The 15,324-nt window shown below is 70.8% G+C and carries 17 protein-coding genes and 1 tRNA gene; 4 read left to right on the forward strand and 14 right to left on the reverse strand.

The window, feature by feature from the left end:
• The first annotated feature begins 179 nt into the window (after positions 1-179).
• Positions 180-419 (forward strand): hypothetical protein, encoded by a 240-nt coding sequence (locus CFI00_RS14425; protein ID WP_191279128.1) that lies wholly within the window; start codon positions 180-182, stop codon positions 417-419.
• Positions 412-609, forward strand: coding sequence for a helix-turn-helix domain-containing protein (locus CFI00_RS14430; protein ID WP_191279129.1), 198 nt, complete (start codon positions 412-414; stop codon positions 607-609). The genes CFI00_RS14425 and CFI00_RS14430 overlap by 8 nt, the downstream gene beginning before the upstream one ends.
• 155 nt (positions 610-764) lie before the next feature.
• Here CFI00_RS14430 and CFI00_RS14435 read toward each other — a convergent pair.
• Both CFI00_RS14435 and CFI00_RS14440 read right to left on the reverse strand, forming a co-directional pair.
• A tRNA-Val gene (locus tag CFI00_RS14435) sits at positions 765-836 on the reverse strand.
• A 61-nt stretch (positions 837-897) separates the two neighbouring features.
• Positions 898-1,395 (reverse strand): PGPGW domain-containing protein, encoded by a 498-nt coding sequence (locus tag CFI00_RS14440; protein WP_207081795.1) that lies wholly within the window; start codon positions 1,393-1,395, stop codon positions 898-900.
• A gap of 204 nt (positions 1,396-1,599) precedes the next feature.
• Between CFI00_RS14440 and CFI00_RS14445 the strand changes: the two genes are divergently transcribed.
• The gene (locus tag CFI00_RS14445; protein WP_207081796.1) at positions 1,600-2,034 is read left to right on the forward strand and encodes an SsgA family sporulation/cell division regulator; all 435 of its coding nucleotides are present in this window, start codon (positions 1,600-1,602) and stop codon (positions 2,032-2,034) included.
• Positions 2,035-2,054: 20 nt separating this feature from the next.
• Here CFI00_RS14445 and CFI00_RS14450 read toward each other — a convergent pair whose 3' ends face one another.
• The 11 genes from CFI00_RS14450 to CFI00_RS14500 all read right to left on the reverse strand — a co-directional run bounded on the left by CFI00_RS14450 (position 2,055) and on the right by CFI00_RS14500 (position 13,609).
• Entirely contained in the window at positions 2,055-3,863 is a 1,809-nt protein-coding gene (locus tag CFI00_RS14450; protein ID WP_207081797.1) for an ABC transporter ATP-binding protein, read from the reverse strand.
• Positions 3,860-5,683: an ABC transporter ATP-binding protein gene (locus CFI00_RS14455; protein ID WP_242532404.1), complete on the reverse strand. Its 1,824-nt coding sequence runs from the start codon at positions 5,681-5,683 to the stop codon at positions 3,860-3,862. The genes CFI00_RS14450 and CFI00_RS14455 overlap by 4 nt, the downstream gene beginning before the upstream one ends.
• A 131-nt stretch (positions 5,684-5,814) precedes the next feature.
• Positions 5,815-6,561, reverse strand: coding sequence for an amino acid ABC transporter ATP-binding protein (locus tag CFI00_RS14460; RefSeq protein WP_277988302.1), 747 nt, complete (start codon positions 6,559-6,561; stop codon positions 5,815-5,817).
• The gene (locus tag CFI00_RS14465; protein ID WP_207081798.1) at positions 6,558-7,433 is read right to left on the reverse strand and encodes an amino acid ABC transporter permease; all 876 of its coding nucleotides are present in this window, start codon (positions 7,431-7,433) and stop codon (positions 6,558-6,560) included. Before CFI00_RS14465 ends, CFI00_RS14460 begins: the two co-directional genes overlap by 4 nt.
• A complete protein-coding gene (locus CFI00_RS14470; protein WP_207081799.1) occupies positions 7,433-8,338 on the reverse strand; it encodes an ABC transporter substrate-binding protein in 906 nt (301 codons plus the stop codon). Before CFI00_RS14470 ends, CFI00_RS14465 begins: the two co-directional genes overlap by 1 nt.
• A gap of 9 nt (positions 8,339-8,347) precedes the next feature.
• Positions 8,348-9,139, reverse strand: a complete 792-nt coding sequence (hisF, locus tag CFI00_RS14475) for an imidazole glycerol phosphate synthase subunit HisF (RefSeq protein WP_207081800.1) — start codon at positions 9,137-9,139, stop codon at positions 8,348-8,350.
• The gene (locus CFI00_RS14480) at positions 9,136-9,588 is read right to left on the reverse strand and encodes an NUDIX hydrolase (RefSeq protein WP_207081801.1); all 453 of its coding nucleotides are present in this window, start codon (positions 9,586-9,588) and stop codon (positions 9,136-9,138) included. The genes hisF and CFI00_RS14480 overlap by 4 nt, the downstream gene beginning before the upstream one ends.
• Positions 9,585-10,334 carry a bifunctional 1-(5-phosphoribosyl)-5-((5-phosphoribosylamino)methylideneamino)imidazole-4-carboxamide isomerase/phosphoribosylanthranilate isomerase PriA gene (gene priA / locus CFI00_RS14485; protein ID WP_207081802.1) on the reverse strand — a complete coding sequence of 250 codons (750 nt, stop codon included), beginning with the start codon at positions 10,332-10,334 and terminating at the stop codon, positions 9,585-9,587. Before priA ends, CFI00_RS14480 begins: the two co-directional genes overlap by 4 nt.
• Positions 10,335-10,447: 113 nt before the next feature.
• Entirely contained in the window at positions 10,448-11,110 is a 663-nt protein-coding gene (locus CFI00_RS14490) for a hypothetical protein (protein ID WP_207081803.1), read from the reverse strand.
• Positions 11,107-11,937, reverse strand: a complete 831-nt coding sequence (locus tag CFI00_RS14495) for a PRC and DUF2382 domain-containing protein (protein ID WP_207081804.1) — start codon at positions 11,935-11,937, stop codon at positions 11,107-11,109. Before CFI00_RS14495 ends, CFI00_RS14490 begins: the two co-directional genes overlap by 4 nt.
• Positions 11,938-12,166: 229 nt before the next feature.
• The gene (locus CFI00_RS14500; protein ID WP_207081805.1) at positions 12,167-13,609 is read right to left on the reverse strand and encodes an HNH endonuclease signature motif containing protein; all 1,443 of its coding nucleotides are present in this window, start codon (positions 13,607-13,609) and stop codon (positions 12,167-12,169) included.
• 233 nt (positions 13,610-13,842) lie between these two features.
• Here CFI00_RS14500 and CFI00_RS14505 point away from each other — a divergent pair, with 233 nt between their 5' ends.
• The gene (locus CFI00_RS14505) at positions 13,843-14,334 is read left to right on the forward strand and encodes a hypothetical protein (RefSeq protein WP_207081806.1); all 492 of its coding nucleotides are present in this window, start codon (positions 13,843-13,845) and stop codon (positions 14,332-14,334) included.
• Here CFI00_RS14505 and CFI00_RS14510 read toward each other — a convergent pair.
• Positions 14,331-15,269 carry an L-lactate dehydrogenase gene (locus CFI00_RS14510; protein WP_242532405.1) on the reverse strand — a complete coding sequence of 313 codons (939 nt, stop codon included), beginning with the start codon at positions 15,267-15,269 and terminating at the stop codon, positions 14,331-14,333. The two genes, CFI00_RS14505 and CFI00_RS14510, sit on opposite strands and share 4 nt — an antisense overlap.
• Between the last annotated feature and the right edge of the window lie 55 nt (positions 15,270-15,324).

The following is a 15,324-nucleotide window of genomic DNA, read 5'->3' on the forward strand; positions in this document are numbered from 1 at the left end:
AGGGTGATCGCTCAAGGGACCAGCGACGACATAGGTGACTACGGAGACGCCGACCTCGACACGGATGACCATCGCATGACCAACGGATGGCCAGCAGATGTCCGATCCGCACAGCAGGCCGTTGCTTTTCCGGGAGAAGGCCCTCGAATCCGTCGACGGCCACGACGAGAGGCGACGTGATGGTGACACCCATCGGCATCCCCGACGACTGGGACGACAACAACCTGATCCTGTTCGAAGAGTTCTGCGACCTCATCCGCACACCCCAACGCACCGTCCGCGACTGGCGCCGACGTGGCGTCGGCCCCAGGTGGACCCGCTTCCAAGGCGTCGGGCGGCTCTACATAACCGTCGCCGAAGCCCGACGCTTCCTCGCCTCAGCCACCGTCACGCACACGGAGGTGGGCTCCGATGGCTGAACGACGCACCATCCCCGTCTACCTCAGCCTCGAGGAAGCCGCCGAGGCCATGTCGGTCTCGACCAAGACCATTCGCCGCTGGATCGCCGCCGGCACCCTCCCGGCGTACCGCTGTGGCAAGCGCGCCATCCGGATCAAGCTCGAGGACCTCGAGGCCACCCCTCGGCAAATTCCCGCCGGGCATTCCTGACGATCGGTGGGCCCCGCTGAAAGCGGCCGGACCGCCGAACGACACAACAAGTCATGCCAATCATCGGCCGGATCAGCGTCGGCCTTGTTGCACGTATGTTGCACGAGAGGCCCTTCCCCAGATGGGAAAGGGCCTCTCACCTGCAGTTACTCGGGTGGGCGATACTGGGTTCGAACCAGTGACCTCTTCGGTGTGAACGAAGCGCGCTACCACTGCGCCAATCGCCCGCGACGCCGAAACGATATCCCATGGCGGCAGCGCCACCGCAATCAGGGGGCGTGGTCGCGCTCAGGACCGGTCGGTGGCCCGCTGGCGCTCGGAGCCCTCGCCCTTGATCTGGCGGCGCAGGTCCTCGGCCTTCTCCGGGTGGCCGTGGAAGCGACGGTAGCTGTAGACGATCAGCGCGATCGCGATGAACGCCGAGGCGACCTGGGTGATGCCGGTCCAGATCCCGCCCGGCAGCCACCACGTCTCCGACACGGGCCACCACTCGGGCGCCGGCGGCTTCACGATCCAGAGCACGCCGCACGCGGCGAGCGCCACGGCGCCCAGGCAGGAGGCGATGATGCGCGGCCACGTCTCCACGCCCTCGGCCGCACCGACCAGCGCGCGCAGGCGCACGGGCTCGACACGACGCTCAGCCCACTCGTACTGCTGCGAGAGCAGAGCGAGCCCGGCGAAGATGCCGAGCAGCCCCGGGCCGGGCAGGAAGATCGCGGCCATGCCCAGGAGGAGGAGCACCCACCCCAGGGTCTCGAGAGCGATCCGCTTCGCTGCCCCTGTCATGGGGGAAAACCTACCGGGCTGCGCCACACGCGCACGCAGGGCGCTAATCGCATGTAACGTCAAGTTCGTCATGAGTCCGGGTCAAGATCCGGTCTAATCCAGTGTTGACCATTTTTTGCCGTTTCGCATCACGAGGGGGGTCGGATGCCGTCTCATGAGCAACTCAACCCGGCCTCACCCCCGGGCGCACCCCTAGGAGCCTCCATGAACATGTCCGGTAGCGGGCACACCCTGTCCGATGTCGCGTTGGACATCACGGTCGAGTGCATGGACGAGCGCGGCATCCGCCACGAGATCGACACCGTCCTCGGCTACCGCAGCTCCGACCCCTTCGCCGTGGCGATGACGTTCATCACCTCCGACGGCAACCTGGTGTGGACCTTCGGTCGCGACCTGCTGATCCGCGGCACCGAGAGCCCCTCCGGCGACGGCGACGTGCACGTCTCCCCCACCATCGGGGTCAGCGGCCGAGCGATGGTCAGCATCGAGCTGAGCTCCCCCGACGGCCACCTCGTGCTGCTGGCGCGGGCCGGCGACATCCACGACTTCATCGCCCGCACCTCGGCCCTCGTCGCGCCCGGCACCGAGTCGGACTTCTTCGACGCCGATCTGCTCATCAGCCAGGTCCTCGCCTCCTGAGGCCAGCCCCGGTCCTCGGCTCAGCCGTGGGAGTGCTGGGCGATCCAGCTGCGGTGGAGCCCTGAGTAGACGCTGCCGCGCTGCCCGACCAGCTCGTCGTGCGGCCCGCGCTGCACGACGCGGCCCTTGTCCACCACGATGACCTCGTCCGCGCTCTCGGCGGTCGAGAGCCGGTGCGCGATCGTCACCGACGTCCGCGACTGCATGAGCCGCTCGAGCGCGCGGCCGATCTGCATCTCCAGCGAGGGGTCCACCGCGCTGGTCGCCTCGTCGAGGACCAGCAGGTCAGGGTCGGCGAGGTGGGCCCGCAGCAGCGCCACGAGCTGGCGCTCGCCGGCCGAGAGCGACTCACCGCGCTGGCCGACCTGGGTGTGCAGGCCGCGCGGGAGGCCGGCCAGCCAGTCGTCGATGCCGAGCTCGACGGCGGAGGCACGGATCTCGTCCTCGGTCGCGTCGAGCTTGCCGTAGCGCACGTTGGCCGCGATCGTGTCGTCGAAGAGGAAGCCCTCCTGCGGCACCAGGACGACGCTGCGGCGCAGCGACCCGGCGTCGATGCGGCGTACGTCGATGCCGTCGAGCAGCACCGAGCCGTCGGTGGGGTCCATCAGGCGGGTCAGCAGCTTGGCGAAGGTCGACTTGCCCGACCCGGTCTCCCCCACGATCGCCACTCGGGTGCCGGCCTCGATGGTGAGGTCGATGTCGCGCAGCACGGGCGGTCCGGCGGGGTAGGCGAAGGTGACGTGGTCGAAGCGCACGTCGATGGGGCCGCGCGGCAGCGCCTCGCCCTCGGGGCCCGGGTCGATGAGGTCGGCAGGCGTCTCGAGGATGCCGAGGACGCGACGCCAGCTGGCGATGGCGTTCTGCGCGTCGGTGAGGATCTGGGTGCCCATCTGCACCGGGCCGACGAACAGGGTGACGAGGAAGGCGAAGGCGAGCACCCGTCCCGGCGTCATGTCGGAGGTGAAGCCCAGCAGGATGCCCACGATGATGACGCCGGCGTTGGCCAGGCCGGCGGAGAGGCCGCCGAGCGAGAACGACGTGACGGTGTAGGTCTGGGCGTGGGTGTAGGCGTTCTGCCAGTCCGAGATCGCGGTGTCGATGCGGTGCTGGGTGCGGTCCTCGACGCCGTAGGTGCGGACCACCGCGGCGCCGACGACCGGCTCGGAGATCGCGCCGAGCAGCACGCCCACCTGCCGGCGTACGACGGTGTAGGCGGCCGAGAGCTTCTTCTGGAACCAGCGGATCGACAAGAAGAGCGGCGCGAAGCACAGCCACACGACCGCGGCGAGCTCCCAGCTGTAGACGAGCATCAGGACGGTCGCCACCAGCATCTGGCCGATGCTCACCACGAAGATCAGGCCGCCGAAGACCAGGAACTGGCTCACCTGGTCGACGTCGGAGGTGACGCGGGAGACCAGCGCGCCGCGGCGCTCGGTGTTCTGCGTCAGCAGCGGCAGGTCGTGGACGTGGCGGAAGGCCTTGGTGCGCAGCGTGGCCAGGCCGTGCTCGGAGGTGGTGAAGAGCCGGTTGGTCATCGCGTAGGACGCGACGCTGGTGACGACGATCGCGAGCGCTGCCAGCACGCCCATCCACGCGACGTAGTCGAAGCGCGGGCCGCCGGGGCCGTTGAGGCCCTTGTCGAGGGTCTGCTGGACCGCGATCGGCACCACGATCTGCCCGCACGAGGCGACGACGGCCAGGACGAGCGTCCAGCCGAGGCCCTCGCGGAGCTCCGGGGAGTACTTCATGCCGAGGCGGATCGTGGCCCAGGCGCCGATCTCCTCCCCGGAGTCCATCTTGGTGCCGGAGGTGGGTGCAGTGGCGCTCATCGGGTGGTCCCCTCTGCGCCGGCCCCGGCGTCTGCGTCGGCGTCTGCGTCGACCTCGTAGGCGTTGACGAGCTGGGCGTAGGCCGGGCTGGTGGCCAGCAGCTCCGCGTGGGTGCCGCGGCCCACGACCCGGCCGCCGTCGAGGTGGATGACCTCGTCGGCCAGGGAGATGGTGGCCTTGCGGTAGGCGACGACCACCAGCGACGCGGCGGACCCGCCGACATCGTCGCGCAGGGAGGCGAGGATGCGGGCCTCGACCTCGGGGTCCACTGCGGAGGTGGCGTCGTCGAGGATCAGCAGCCGGGGCCGGCGGACCAGCGCGCGGGCGAGGGAGAGCCGCTGGCGCTGCCCACCGGACAGCGACGTGCCACGCTCGCCCAGCAGGGAGTCCAGCCCTCCGGGCAGGGCCGCGACGAAACCGTCGGCCTGGGCGGTCCGCAGGGCCGCCCACACGTCCTCGTCGGAGACGTCGGCACCCAGGGTGACGTTGTCGCGGACCGTGTCGTCGAACATGAAGGCGGTCTGCGGCACCAGCGAGACGCTGCGCGAGAGCTCGCCCTTGCGCAGGCCGGTCACGTCGCGCCCGTCGACGCGGACCGTGCCCGAGTCGGGGTCGACCAGGCGCGTCATGAGGCTGGTCAGGGTGCTCTTGCCCGACGCGGTCGCACCGACGAGCGCGACGGTGCGCCCCGGGCGTACGTCGAAGTCGACGCCGCGCAGCAGCGGCGCCCCGGCGTCGTAGGAGTAGTGGAGGTCCTGCACCTCGAGGAGGGCGCCCTCGTCGGTGCGGGGCAGCTCCGCGTCGCCCCAGCGCATCGACCCCTGCGCGTCCAGGACGGCCTTGGCGCGGCGGTAGCCCACGACCGAGCGCGGGAACTCGCCCAGCAACCAGCCGATCGCGCGGATCGGGAAGGAGACGATGGTGAGGAGGTAGGCGACGGTGACGACGTCGCCCGCGTCGGTCGCGCCACTGGTGACGCGCGCGACGCCGACGGACAGGACCACGAGGACACCGAGGCCCGGGAGGCTGGCCAGGGCCGGGTCGAAGATCGCGCGGATGCGACCGGCGCGGATGTTGACGTCGCGCAGCTCACGGGCCTTGGCACCGAAGCGGTCGGTCTCCTCGGTCTCGCGGCCGAGGGTCTTGACGACCATGGCACCGTCGAAGGACTCGTGGGCGATCTCGCTGACCTCGGCGCGCAGGCCCTGCGCACGGGTCATCAGGGGCGAGGAGTAGTGCTGGTAGAGCAGGTTGGCCCCCACGACGGCCGGGAAGACCAGCAGCCCGACCAGCGCCAGCACGGTGTCGGCGACGAACATCTGGATGACGGCGATGACCATCATCACGACGGTGCCGAGCGCCATCGGCAGCGGCATGATCGGCGACCACGCGGCCTCGATGTCGGAGGAGGCGTTGGAGAGCAGCTGGCCGGTCGGGTGGCGCTGGTGCCACTCCATCGGCAGGGAGAGGTACTGCCTGGTCACCGCGCGACGGGTGTGGGACTGCATCCGGTAGTACATGATGCCGCCGCCGAGGCGCCGCGCCACGATGCCGACGGCGCGCAGGATGGCCACGCCCATGAAGAGCGCGAAGACCCAGACCAGCATGTCGGTGCCGATCTCGCCGTTGTCGAAGGCCGGGATCAGCACGTTCTCCGTGGACCAGCCGAGCACCCAGGCGTCCGCGACGGTGAGCACGCCGAAGAGCACCGCGCCGAGGGTGGCGACCGTGAAGACCTTGGGCTCGCGCTTGATGCCGACCCACAGGACCCGGAAGCCGTCGCGCGTGGTGGTGCCCTTCAGCTCCGCGTCCTCGCCCACCGGTGTCGCCCGCCCCTCGCCTGTCCGTCTCGTCCGCCGACCACGTCGGTTGCCGAGCGCAACCAACCAGCCGGGTCAGGCTATTCCTCGGCACCGACAGCGGACGAATCGGATCGACCGGACGGGTGGGGTCAGGCGCGGATGCGGGACAGGAAGCCGCGGGTGCGCTCCTGCTGGGGGTCGCCGAGCACCTGCTCGGGGCTGCCCTGCTCGTGGATGCGTCCCGCGTGCAGGAAGCAGACCTGGTCGGCGACCTCGCGGGCGAAGCCCATCTCGTGGGTGTTGAGCAGCATGGTGACGCCCTCGTCCTTGAGCTCGCCGAGCAGGTCGAGGACCTCCCCCACCAGCTCGGGGTCGAGCGCGCTGGTCACCTCGTCGAGGAGCATCAGGCGCGGGCTGGCCACGAGCGCGCGGGCGATGGCCACGCGCTGCTGCTGGCCGCCGGAGAGGTCGTCGGGGCGGGCGGTGGCCTTCTCGGCGAGGCCCACGCGCTCGAGCATGGCCAGGCCGCGGGTGCGCGCCTCCTCGGACCCGACGCCGTGCACCAGCCTGAGGGCGAGGGTGACGTTGCCGATGACGTCGAGGTGTGGGAAGAGGTTGTAGGCCTGGAACACCAAGCCCATCCGCGAGCGCACCTCGTCACCGTCGACCCGCGGGTCGGTGATGTCGCGGCCCTCGAAGGTGATCACGCCGTCGTCGACGACCTCGAGGAGGTTGACGCAGCGCAGCAGCGTCGACTTGCCCGAGCCCGAGGCACCGATGAGCACCACGCACTGTCCGGGCTCCACCGCGAGGTCGACGTCGCTGAGCACGACGTGGTCGCCGAAGGACTTGCGCACGCCCCTGAGCGTGAGCAGCTCGGCCGGTGGAGCGTTCACAGGTGGCCTCCTGCTCCGTGGTAGCCCTTCTTGCGGGCGTAGCGGTCGGTGAGCCGGGCCATCGGGATCGTGAGGCAGCAGAACAGCGCGCCCGCGACGACGTACGGCGTGTAGTTGAAGTCGAGCGACGTCTCGATCTGCGCCCTGCGGATGGCGTCGTAGACACCGAGGACCGCGATCAGTCCGGAGTCCTTCTGCAGCGAGACCAGGTCGTTCATCAGGGCAGGGATCACCCGCCGCCACGCCTGCGGCAGCACCACGTGGCGCAGCGTCTGGCCGTAGGACAGCCCGAGCGAGCGACCGGCGAGCCGCTGACTGGGGTGCACCGACTCGATTCCGGACCGGAAGACCTCGGCGACGTAGGCGGAGTAGGACAGCACGAGCGCGGTGCCGCCCCAGAACAGGGGCGAGGTGGGCAGCCCCTGCAGACGCAGGGCGGGGCCGCCGAAGCCGAGCAGGAAGATGACGAGCAGCAGTGGCAGGCCGCGGAAGATGTCGACGTACGCCGTCCCGAGGAGCCGCAGCGGGAACGCCACGGGGCCGCGGAGCGTCCGCACCACCGCAACCGTGAGGCTGAGCACCAGGATCAGGACCCAGCAGATCGCCATGACCCGGATGTTGAGCCAGAGCCCGTCGAGCACCGCCGGGAACGACGAGACCGCCTTGTCCCAGCTGAAGTAGGTCTCGCGGACCCGGTCCCAGCCCGGTGAGCTGACCACGGCGGCAGCGAGCGCGCCGAGCAGGAGCAGGGTGCTGACCGCCGCGATCGCTGCGCTGCGGAGCGTACGACGCCTCCGCCACTCGTCGCGGTCGCGCTGGACCGCGGACGGCGCCCAGTCCCCAGCGGCCGTGGAGGCCACCCGTTCCGGCATCAGGACAGCTCGGGAGCGCCCTGCTGCGCCAGCCACTCCTGGCCGATCTGGTCGAGGATGCCGTCCTCACGCAGGGCGTCGACGGCACCCGACACGCAATCGGTCAGCGGGCTGCCCTTGTCGAGCACCGCGCCGAACTGCTCGGGCTCGCCGTCGGGCAGCGGCAGCTGGCCGACGATCGTGCCGTCGTCGAGCTGGACGGCCGTCATGAAGTACGCGGTGGGCAGGTCGACGACGATGCCGTCGATCTGGCCGTTGTTGAGCGCCTGCACCGCCTGGTCGTTGGTGTCGAAGACGGCCGGCTCCTCCGCGGGCTGGATCTGGTCGGTGATCGCGGTGTAGCTCGTGGTGCCCACCTGGGCGCCGAGCTTGGCGTCGGCGAGGTCCGCGATGCTGGTGACGCCGTCGATCGAGCTGCCCTTGTTGGTGATGACCGTCTGCACGACGTCGTAGTAGCCGGAGGAGAAGTCGACAGCCTTGCGGCGCGCCTCGGTGATGGAGACCTGGTTGACGTCGAAGTCGAAGTCCTTCGGGCCCGGCTGGACGACCTTGTTGAACGGCACCGTGACCCAGGTGACCTGGTCCTGGGTGTAGCCGAGCTGCTCGGCGATGGCGTACGCCACCGCGGACTCGTAGCCCTCGCCGTTGGTCGGGTCGTTGTCGACGAACCACGGCTCGTAGGCCGGGTCGTCGGTGGCGATCGTCAGGGTGCCGTCGGCGACGGTCTCCATCGAGTCGGGCGTGCACTCGTCGGCCGCGGGCGACTCCGAGGAGCCGTCGGCGGCGCTGTCCGAGCCGGAGTCGGCCTCGTCGGTGGGGGCGCACGCCGTCAGGGCGAGGGTCGCGGTCGCGGTCGCCGCGAGGACGAGGTGCCGCAGCGAGCGCGGCCGGGCGGTCTTCAGCATGGGCTGATCCTACGGCGCGTGCGCCGCCCAGCGGACGGGGTGGCCGGCCGTGGACAGACCGGCCTTGACGTCGCCGATGCGCAGGGTGCCGAAGTGGAAGACCGTCGCGGCCAGGACCGCGTCGGCGCCCGCGTCGACGGCCGGCGCGAAGTGCTCGACCGCGCCTGCTCCCCCGCTCGCGATGACCGGGATGCTCACCTCGCGGCGTACGGCCCGGATCAGCTCGAGGTCGAAGCCGTCGGTGGTGCCGTCGGCGTCCATGGCGTTGAGGAGGATCTCGCCCGCGCCCAGCTCTGCGGCGCGCACGGCCCACTCGATGGCGTCGAGGCCAGCGCTCTTGCGCCCCCCGTGGGTGGTCACCTCGAAGCCGCTGGCCGTGCCCTCGTGGTCGGGGCCGACACGGCGGGCGTCCACGCTGAGCACCAGCACCTGGTTGCCGAAGCGGTCGGCGATCTCGGCGACGAGCTCGGGGCGGTGGATGGCGGCGGTGTTGACCGCGACCTTGTCGGCACCGGCGCGCAGCAGGCGGTCGACGTCGTCGACGCTGCTGACCCCCCCACCGACCGTGAGCGGGATGAAGACCTCCTCGGCGCAGCGGCTGACGACCTCCATCGTCGTCGCGCGGCCCTCGTGGGAGGCGGAGATGTCGAGGAAGGTCAGCTCGTCGGCACCCTCGGCGTCGTAGAGCCGGGCGAGCTCGACCGGGTCGCCGGCGTCGCGGAGCTCGGTGAAGTTGACGCCCTTGACGACGCGGCCGCCGTCGACGTCGAGGCACGGGATGACGCGGATCGCGACGCTCATGCGCGTGCCCCCTGGGTCCGCCGGGCGGCCAGCGCGACGTCGACGATCTCGGAGCGGGGCTGGCTCTCGAGATCGGCGAGCGGCACCCACGCGGCGCGGTCGGTCGAGCCGCCGACCTCGGTGGTGCCGAGCTCTCCCCCGGTGATGGTCGCCTCGAAGACGAACCGCTGCGAGCGGATCCAGCCGTCGAAGGTCCGGCCACGGGCGGTGAAGTGGTGGTCGGTGACGAGCGCGCCCGGCTCGACGCGGTAGCCGGTCTCCTCGAAGACCTCCCGCACCAGCCCGTCGGTGATGGACTCGTCGAACTCGATGCCGCCGCCGGGCAGCGACCACTCGGGGTCGCTGTGGCCCTCACCGTTCCACCACGCGAGCAGCACCCGCTCGTCCTCGTCCACCAGCAGGGCGTACGCCGCCAGCCGGGTGTGGTAGTCGGTGAACTCCAGGCTCACGACGCCGGCCTCGTCAGAGCGAGCGCGTCCTCGAGGGTGAAGCGACCCTCGTAGAGCGCCGTGCCGGCGATCGCGCCCTCGACTCCGTCGCCGACGAGCGTCATCAGGGCGCGGATGTCGTCGAGGGTCGTGACGCCGCCGCTCGCCACGACGGGCTTGTCGGTGGCGGCGCACACGTCGCGCAGCAGCTGGAGGTTGGGCCCCTGGAGCATCCCGTCCTTGTTGACGTCGGTGACGACGTAGCGTGCGCACCCCTCGGAGTCGAGACGGGCGAGCGTCTCGTAGAGGTCGCCGCCCTCGCGGGTCCAGCCGCGCGCGGCCAGCGTGGTGCCCCGCACGTCGAGGCCCACGGCCACGCGGTCGCCGTACGTCGCGATCGCCTTCGCGCACCACTCGGGCTGCTCGAGCGCGGCGGTGCCGATGTTGACGCGCCGGCAGCCGGTGGCCATCGCGGCCTCGAGCGACTCGTCGTCGCGGATGCCGCCGCTCATCTCGACCTGGATGTCGAGCGCGCCGACGATCCTGGCCTGGAGCTCGCGGTTGTGCCCGTGCCCGAAGGCCGCGTCGAGGTCCACGAGGTGGATCCACTCGGCGCCCGCCTCCTGCCAGCGCAGCGCGGCCTCGACCGGGTCGCCGAAGCGCTTCTCCGACCCGTCCACGCCCTGCACCAGCTGGACGGCCTGGCCGCCCTTGATGTCGACGGCGGGCAGGAGCTCGAGGTAGGGCTGCTCGGGGGTGCTGGGCATGGGTGAATCCTAGGAGTCGCGCGGTGGCGGCCCGGGAGGGCCCTCGCTGGCGCGAGACGGCCGGTGGCCGGCACCCGAGGGGTACCGACCACCGGCCGTGGGTCGAACGGTCGTCAGCCGCCCAGGCCCGTGCGGTCGACCTTGCGGTGGAACCGCATCCCGGCGAGCCCGCCGAGGATCGCCCCGCCGAGGCTGGCCGCGATGGCTGCGACGGCAGTGATGATGCCGCCGGTGGCGAGGTCGCCCTCGCTGATCGGCACCCGGGGCAGGCTGTTGAGCTGCGAGAGCACGTTGTACTCGCTGCCCGCGACGGCGACCACGATCGCGACGATGATCGCGATCACCAGCGCCCACAGCCACACAGCCAGTCCCTGCTTGGCGCCGTCGAAGCGCGCCATGCGCCCCGCGACGTAGCCACCCGCGTAGTAGGCGACGAAGAGCACGACCAGGATCGCGATGCCGCCGACGATGCCGACGGTCTCCGCGTTCTGGTTGGCCTCCTGCTGCGCCTGCTGCGGTCCGGACAGCGCACCGAGGCCGACAGCCGCGCCGATGGCGCTGAGCAGCGCGGTGACGAGGATGGCGGTGCCGGCGGCGGTGAGCCACCCGAAGAAGGCGGAGCCCCACTTGATGCCGCCGTGCTCCTCCTTCTCACGGGCGACGACGGTGTGCCGGTCCGGCACTCCGTCCCGGTCGAGGTCGGGACGGCCATCGACGTGGCCGTCTCCGTCGCGATCGAGGGTGCGATCTCGTGGTTGCTCGCTGCTGGTGCTCATCGGGTGCTCCGGCGGTCGGTGAGGTCCCCGTCGGTCTCGATGTGCTCCTTGCGGACCTCCTCGGTGACGGTCTCCTCGTCAGTGACGGTCTCGGTGCCGAGGCGCACCCGCTCGACGGGCTCGGCGGTCTTGCCCACCACGGGCCGCTCCTCCTGGAGGACGACCTCGTGCTCCTCCTCGGAGATGGCCGGACCGCTGAGCGCCTCGTCGCGGTTCGCCTCGGTGATCGGCTCGGTCTCGAGGACAGCGCGCTCCTTCTTCACCGGCACCGTCACGGTCTCCTGCTCGGTGGTGACGTACTTGCGCAGGCGGGCCCGACCGGCCTCCTCGCGGGTGGTGCCGACGTCGAGGCGCTCCTCGGAGCGGGTCATCGCGTCGTCCGTGGTGGGGCCGGACGTGTCGTGCCCCTCGGCGAACGTCGTCCCGGCGGTCCCGGCGGTGTCGGTCGTCCCGGTGGTGCCCGTCGTGCCGACGCCGTCGCCCGCGAGGCCCGAGTCACTGGTGCGCTCGGTGTAGGTCATGCCGTAGTGCTCGTAGAGGCGTCGCTCCTCAGACTGGTCGAGGTGGCCGCTGTCGACGTCGACGTTGGGCGCGTCCTTGACCTGGTCCTTCGCGAAGGGGACGACGAGACGCTCGCCCTCCACCCTCGCGTCGGCGAGCGGGACGAAGCTCTCGTTCATGCCGAAGAGGCCGGTGTTGACCGAGGCGAACTCCGGCTGGCCGGTCTCATCGTCGAGGAACACGTGCCCGACGCTCCCGATCTTGTCTCCGTTGCTGTCGTAGGCGGTGCGGCCGACGACCTGCTGGATCTCGTTCTCGTTGATCACTGTTCCTCCTGGGGGGTGGATGGATGCATTGATGCTGAGTTCGCGTCGTACCCGTCGCCTCCGAGTCGTATGACTCGCTCTCGCACGTAGGGGTGAAGTGCCATGGAGAGAGGTGCGACCTGTCGCGGTGAGCGGCCCCGGCGCCACACGATCCGGGAGTCGCCGTCCGTCGCCCGCCGGGCGTGCCTGTGGCCCCGCCATCACGTGGGTGGCGGGGTGTGGGGCGGGGTCATCTTCGAGGTCGTGGAATCCGGGGTGGGCCGGGGTCCGGTGGGTCAAGGGCAGTGGTCCCGGCGGGGTCGCGGCGGTAGCGGTGCCCGTGAGGGCTGGTCCACTCGAACACCCCGGGGACGACCATGTCGTAGCGCCAGGCGGTGTGGGTCTTGACCCGGTGGTGGAACCGGCACAGGGCGCCCAGGTTGTCGGTCTCCGTGGGTCCGGGCTGGGGTCTGCCTTCCGCCTCGGCGTCGTGGTCGTACTCGACGACGTGATCGACGTCGCAACCCCGGGCTGGACGGCCACAGAATGGGAAGACGCACGCGCGGTCGCGGAGGACCACGTGCTCACGGATGCGGTCCGGGATCTCGTAACCGGGCGCGGCCTTCTCCTGGTTGAGGTCGATGACGGGCTTGACGGTGACTTTGGTACGCGAGTCGCCACACCAGGACTTCAGCTGCTCGAGCAGGAGGAGCCGCTGCCCTTCCTCGAGCCGTCCCGTGGGTGCGAAGACCGTGGCGTCGCCGGCCATGGTGGCGTCGAAGTGGGCGTGGAGGACGACCTCGCGCGCCGCGGGCAAGTCATCGGTGGTTGAGGTGCGAGCGGAGCGAGCCTCGAAACCGCTATCGGCAGAGTTGTTCTGCTGGAAGAGGTCGAGCGCAGTCTGCGTCCGGGCCAGGTCACCCAGCGCCTTGGCCCGTCTCGCGTTGAGCGGCTCCTGGGAGCCGAGGGCTTTCTGGGTGGCGGCGCCGTGGGCGAGGGCGTGGTGGAGGTCGAGGCCGTCGACGAGGTCGATCTCTGCCTCGAGCCGCACGGTGCCGGCGAAGTGGACGTCCTCGTCGTGGATCGTGACGTGGCGCGGGTCGACGTGGAGGTACCCGTCGTCGGGGTCCGCCGCAGGATCCACGCCTGCGAGGTCGAACCTCTTGATCGTCTCGGCAACGAGGCGATCCAGCTGCGCCGGTCCGATCCGACCGGCGACCGCGGCGACCTGGGTGTCGACGAACCGTGCCGCCTCGACCGTCAGCTCCGGCGTCGAGTGGATCGTCACCTCGGCAACCGCCCGGGCCCGCCAGGCGGGGACCCGCCCGGCGTGGACCTGCGCCCACAAGCGTGGGAGGCGGTGGCGCAGCTCGAGGGCGTGGCCGATGAGCTTCTTCGCCGACACCGAGGTGATGCCGAGGACCGTGCCGAGCTCGGCGACGCAGAACTCCGCGACCAGCGGCGTACCCGGTCCCGCGATGGGCTCCTCGTGCTCACACCCCGGCACGGTGAAGGTTGCGGCGCAGTGGATCGACTCGGGAGGGTGGAGGTCGGCCCACCTGGCGGCGAGGTCGAGCTGGCGGGCGGCTTCGGTGTTCTCGATGGAGCGGGACGTCTTGATCGAGGCGAGCAGGGCTGCGGGGCCGAGGGCGTCCGCCCCGGCCTCTGCCCCTGCTTCCAGTACCTCGATCATGCATTCGATTCTAGAGAATGGGTCCGACAACGGCGTCTCTAAAACTGACGGACATCGTTGACAGTCACCTCGAACTGGCAAGTTCTTGTGGAGGGGTCTCGATACGCCTCGCTCGTCCCTGTTCGACCACCGAGGAGGCTGGGCTCTTCGACCACCGGGAGAACGAAGGCTCGCTCGCTCGCACCTCAACCAACGTGGAGGACCGGTGCGGGAGCGCCGACTAGCGTGGACGCGTGATCGGCGATCGGTGGGGCGTGACGCAGGCAGAGGTGGAGCGACGCTACGGATGCGACGCGCTCGTCACCGACCCCACGCTGGAGGCATGGCGGGGAGTCACCGTGCACGCCGACGCCGACAAGGTGTGGGCGCGGCTGCGGCAGGTGCGGATCGCGCCGTACTCCTACGACCTCGTCGACAACCTCGGGCGTCGCTCGCCGCGCGAGCTGCGCGACGTGCCGGAGCCCTCCCCCGGTGACCCGTTCACCCGGGCCTTCGGGATCGACCAGGGGCACGTGCTGGCGGTCGACCCCGGCCGCGAGCTGACGGCGCGGATCATGTCGGCGTACATGTCGTACGCCGTCGTGCCGCAGGACACGGGCACCCGGCTGTTGCTGAAGGTAGCCGCGCGCACCCACCGCGCCTTCGCGCCGGCGCTGTCGGTCGGCGACCTGGTGATGGCTCGCAAGCAGCTGCTGACGCTGAAGGCACTCGCTGAGTCGGACTAGAGCCCCAGGCTCCGCGCCACTGCCGTGACCGCCGCGGCGGACGAGGTCAGCGCCTCCAGCTCGTCGTCGCTCAGCGGGGTGGCGAGCACGCTCTCGATGCCGTTGCGCCCGACCACCGACGGCATCGAGAGGCAGACGTCGGCGAGCCCGTGCACGTCGTCGAGGCGTGAGGTCACCGGCAGCACCCGGTGTTCGTCGTTGAGCACCGCCTCCAGGATCCGGGACACGGCCAGGCCGACCGCGAGGCTGGTGGCGCCTTTTCCGGCGATGATCTCGTAGGCCGAGGAGACCACCTGGTGGTGGATCCGGGTGCGCACCTCCTCGTCGAGGGTGCGTACGCCGTTGCCCTCCCAGTCCTTCACCGGCACGCCCCCGATGGTGGCGGTGGACCACAGCGGGACCTCGGAGTCGCCGTGCTCCCCGGCGATGTAGGCGTGCACGTTCTGCACGGCGACGCGGGTGTGCTCGGCGATGAGGAAGCGCAGGCGCGAGGAGTCCAGCACCGTGCCAGAGCCGAAGACCCGGTGCGAGGGCAGCCCGGAGAACTCCAGGGCCGCGTAGGTCACGACGTCGACCGGGTTGGTCACCACCAGCAGCAGGGCGTCGGGCGCCAGGCGCACCAGCTCGGGCACGAGCTCTCGGCACATCGCCACGTTGGCCGCGGCCAGGTCGAGCCGGGTCTGGCCGGGGTCCTGCTTGGCGCCGGCGGTGATGACGACGACGTCGGCCCCGGCGCAAACCTCGAGGTCGTCGCTGCCGGTGATGCGGGCCATCGGGGTGAACTGGAGGCCGTGGTTGAGGTCGAGCACCTCGGCACGCACCTTGCCGGCGTTGAGGTCGAAGAGCGCGAGCTCGCGGCAGGTGCCGCGGATCTGCGCTGCATAGGCGATGGCGGTCCCGACCGCCCCGGCTCCGACCACTGCGACCTTGGACACGGACGACACTGTGGCACGTCGCGGCAGGCCGCGACCACTGGTGCAGACCGCAGCC

Source organism: Nocardioides sp. S5 (assembly GCF_017310035.1).
Taxonomy (GTDB): Bacteria; Actinomycetota; Actinomycetes; order Propionibacteriales; family Nocardioidaceae; genus Nocardioides.

Bases quoted from the DNA above. Each gene is read 5' to 3' on its own strand.
- hisF (WP_207081800.1), bottom strand. From the start codon at position 9,139: ATGAGCGTCGCGATCCGCGTCATCCCGTGCCTCGACGTCGACGGCGGC.
- CFI00_RS14490 (WP_207081803.1), bottom strand. From the start codon at position 11,110: ATGAGCACCAGCAGCGAGCAACCACGAGATCGCACCCTCGATCGCGAC.
- CFI00_RS14440 (WP_207081795.1), bottom strand. From the start codon at position 1,395: ATGACAGGGGCAGCGAAGCGGATCGCTCTCGAGACCCTGGGGTGGGTG.
- CFI00_RS14465 (WP_207081798.1), bottom strand. From the start codon at position 7,433: ATGCCGGAACGGGTGGCCTCCACGGCCGCTGGGGACTGGGCGCCGTCC.
- CFI00_RS14450 (WP_207081797.1), bottom strand. From the start codon at position 3,863: ATGAGCGCCACTGCACCCACCTCCGGCACCAAGATGGACTCCGGGGAG.
- CFI00_RS14425 (WP_191279128.1), top strand. From the start codon at position 180: ATGGTGACACCCATCGGCATCCCCGACGACTGGGACGACAACAACCTG.
- priA (WP_207081802.1), bottom strand. From the start codon at position 10,334: ATGCCCAGCACCCCCGAGCAGCCCTACCTCGAGCTCCTGCCCGCCGTC.
- CFI00_RS14445 (WP_207081796.1), top strand. From the start codon at position 1,600: ATGAACATGTCCGGTAGCGGGCACACCCTGTCCGATGTCGCGTTGGAC.
- CFI00_RS14470 (WP_207081799.1), bottom strand. From the start codon at position 8,338: ATGCTGAAGACCGCCCGGCCGCGCTCGCTGCGGCACCTCGTCCTCGCG.
- CFI00_RS14430 (WP_191279129.1), top strand. From the start codon at position 412: ATGGCTGAACGACGCACCATCCCCGTCTACCTCAGCCTCGAGGAAGCC.
- CFI00_RS14500 (WP_207081805.1), bottom strand. From the start codon at position 13,609: ATGATCGAGGTACTGGAAGCAGGGGCAGAGGCCGGGGCGGACGCCCTC.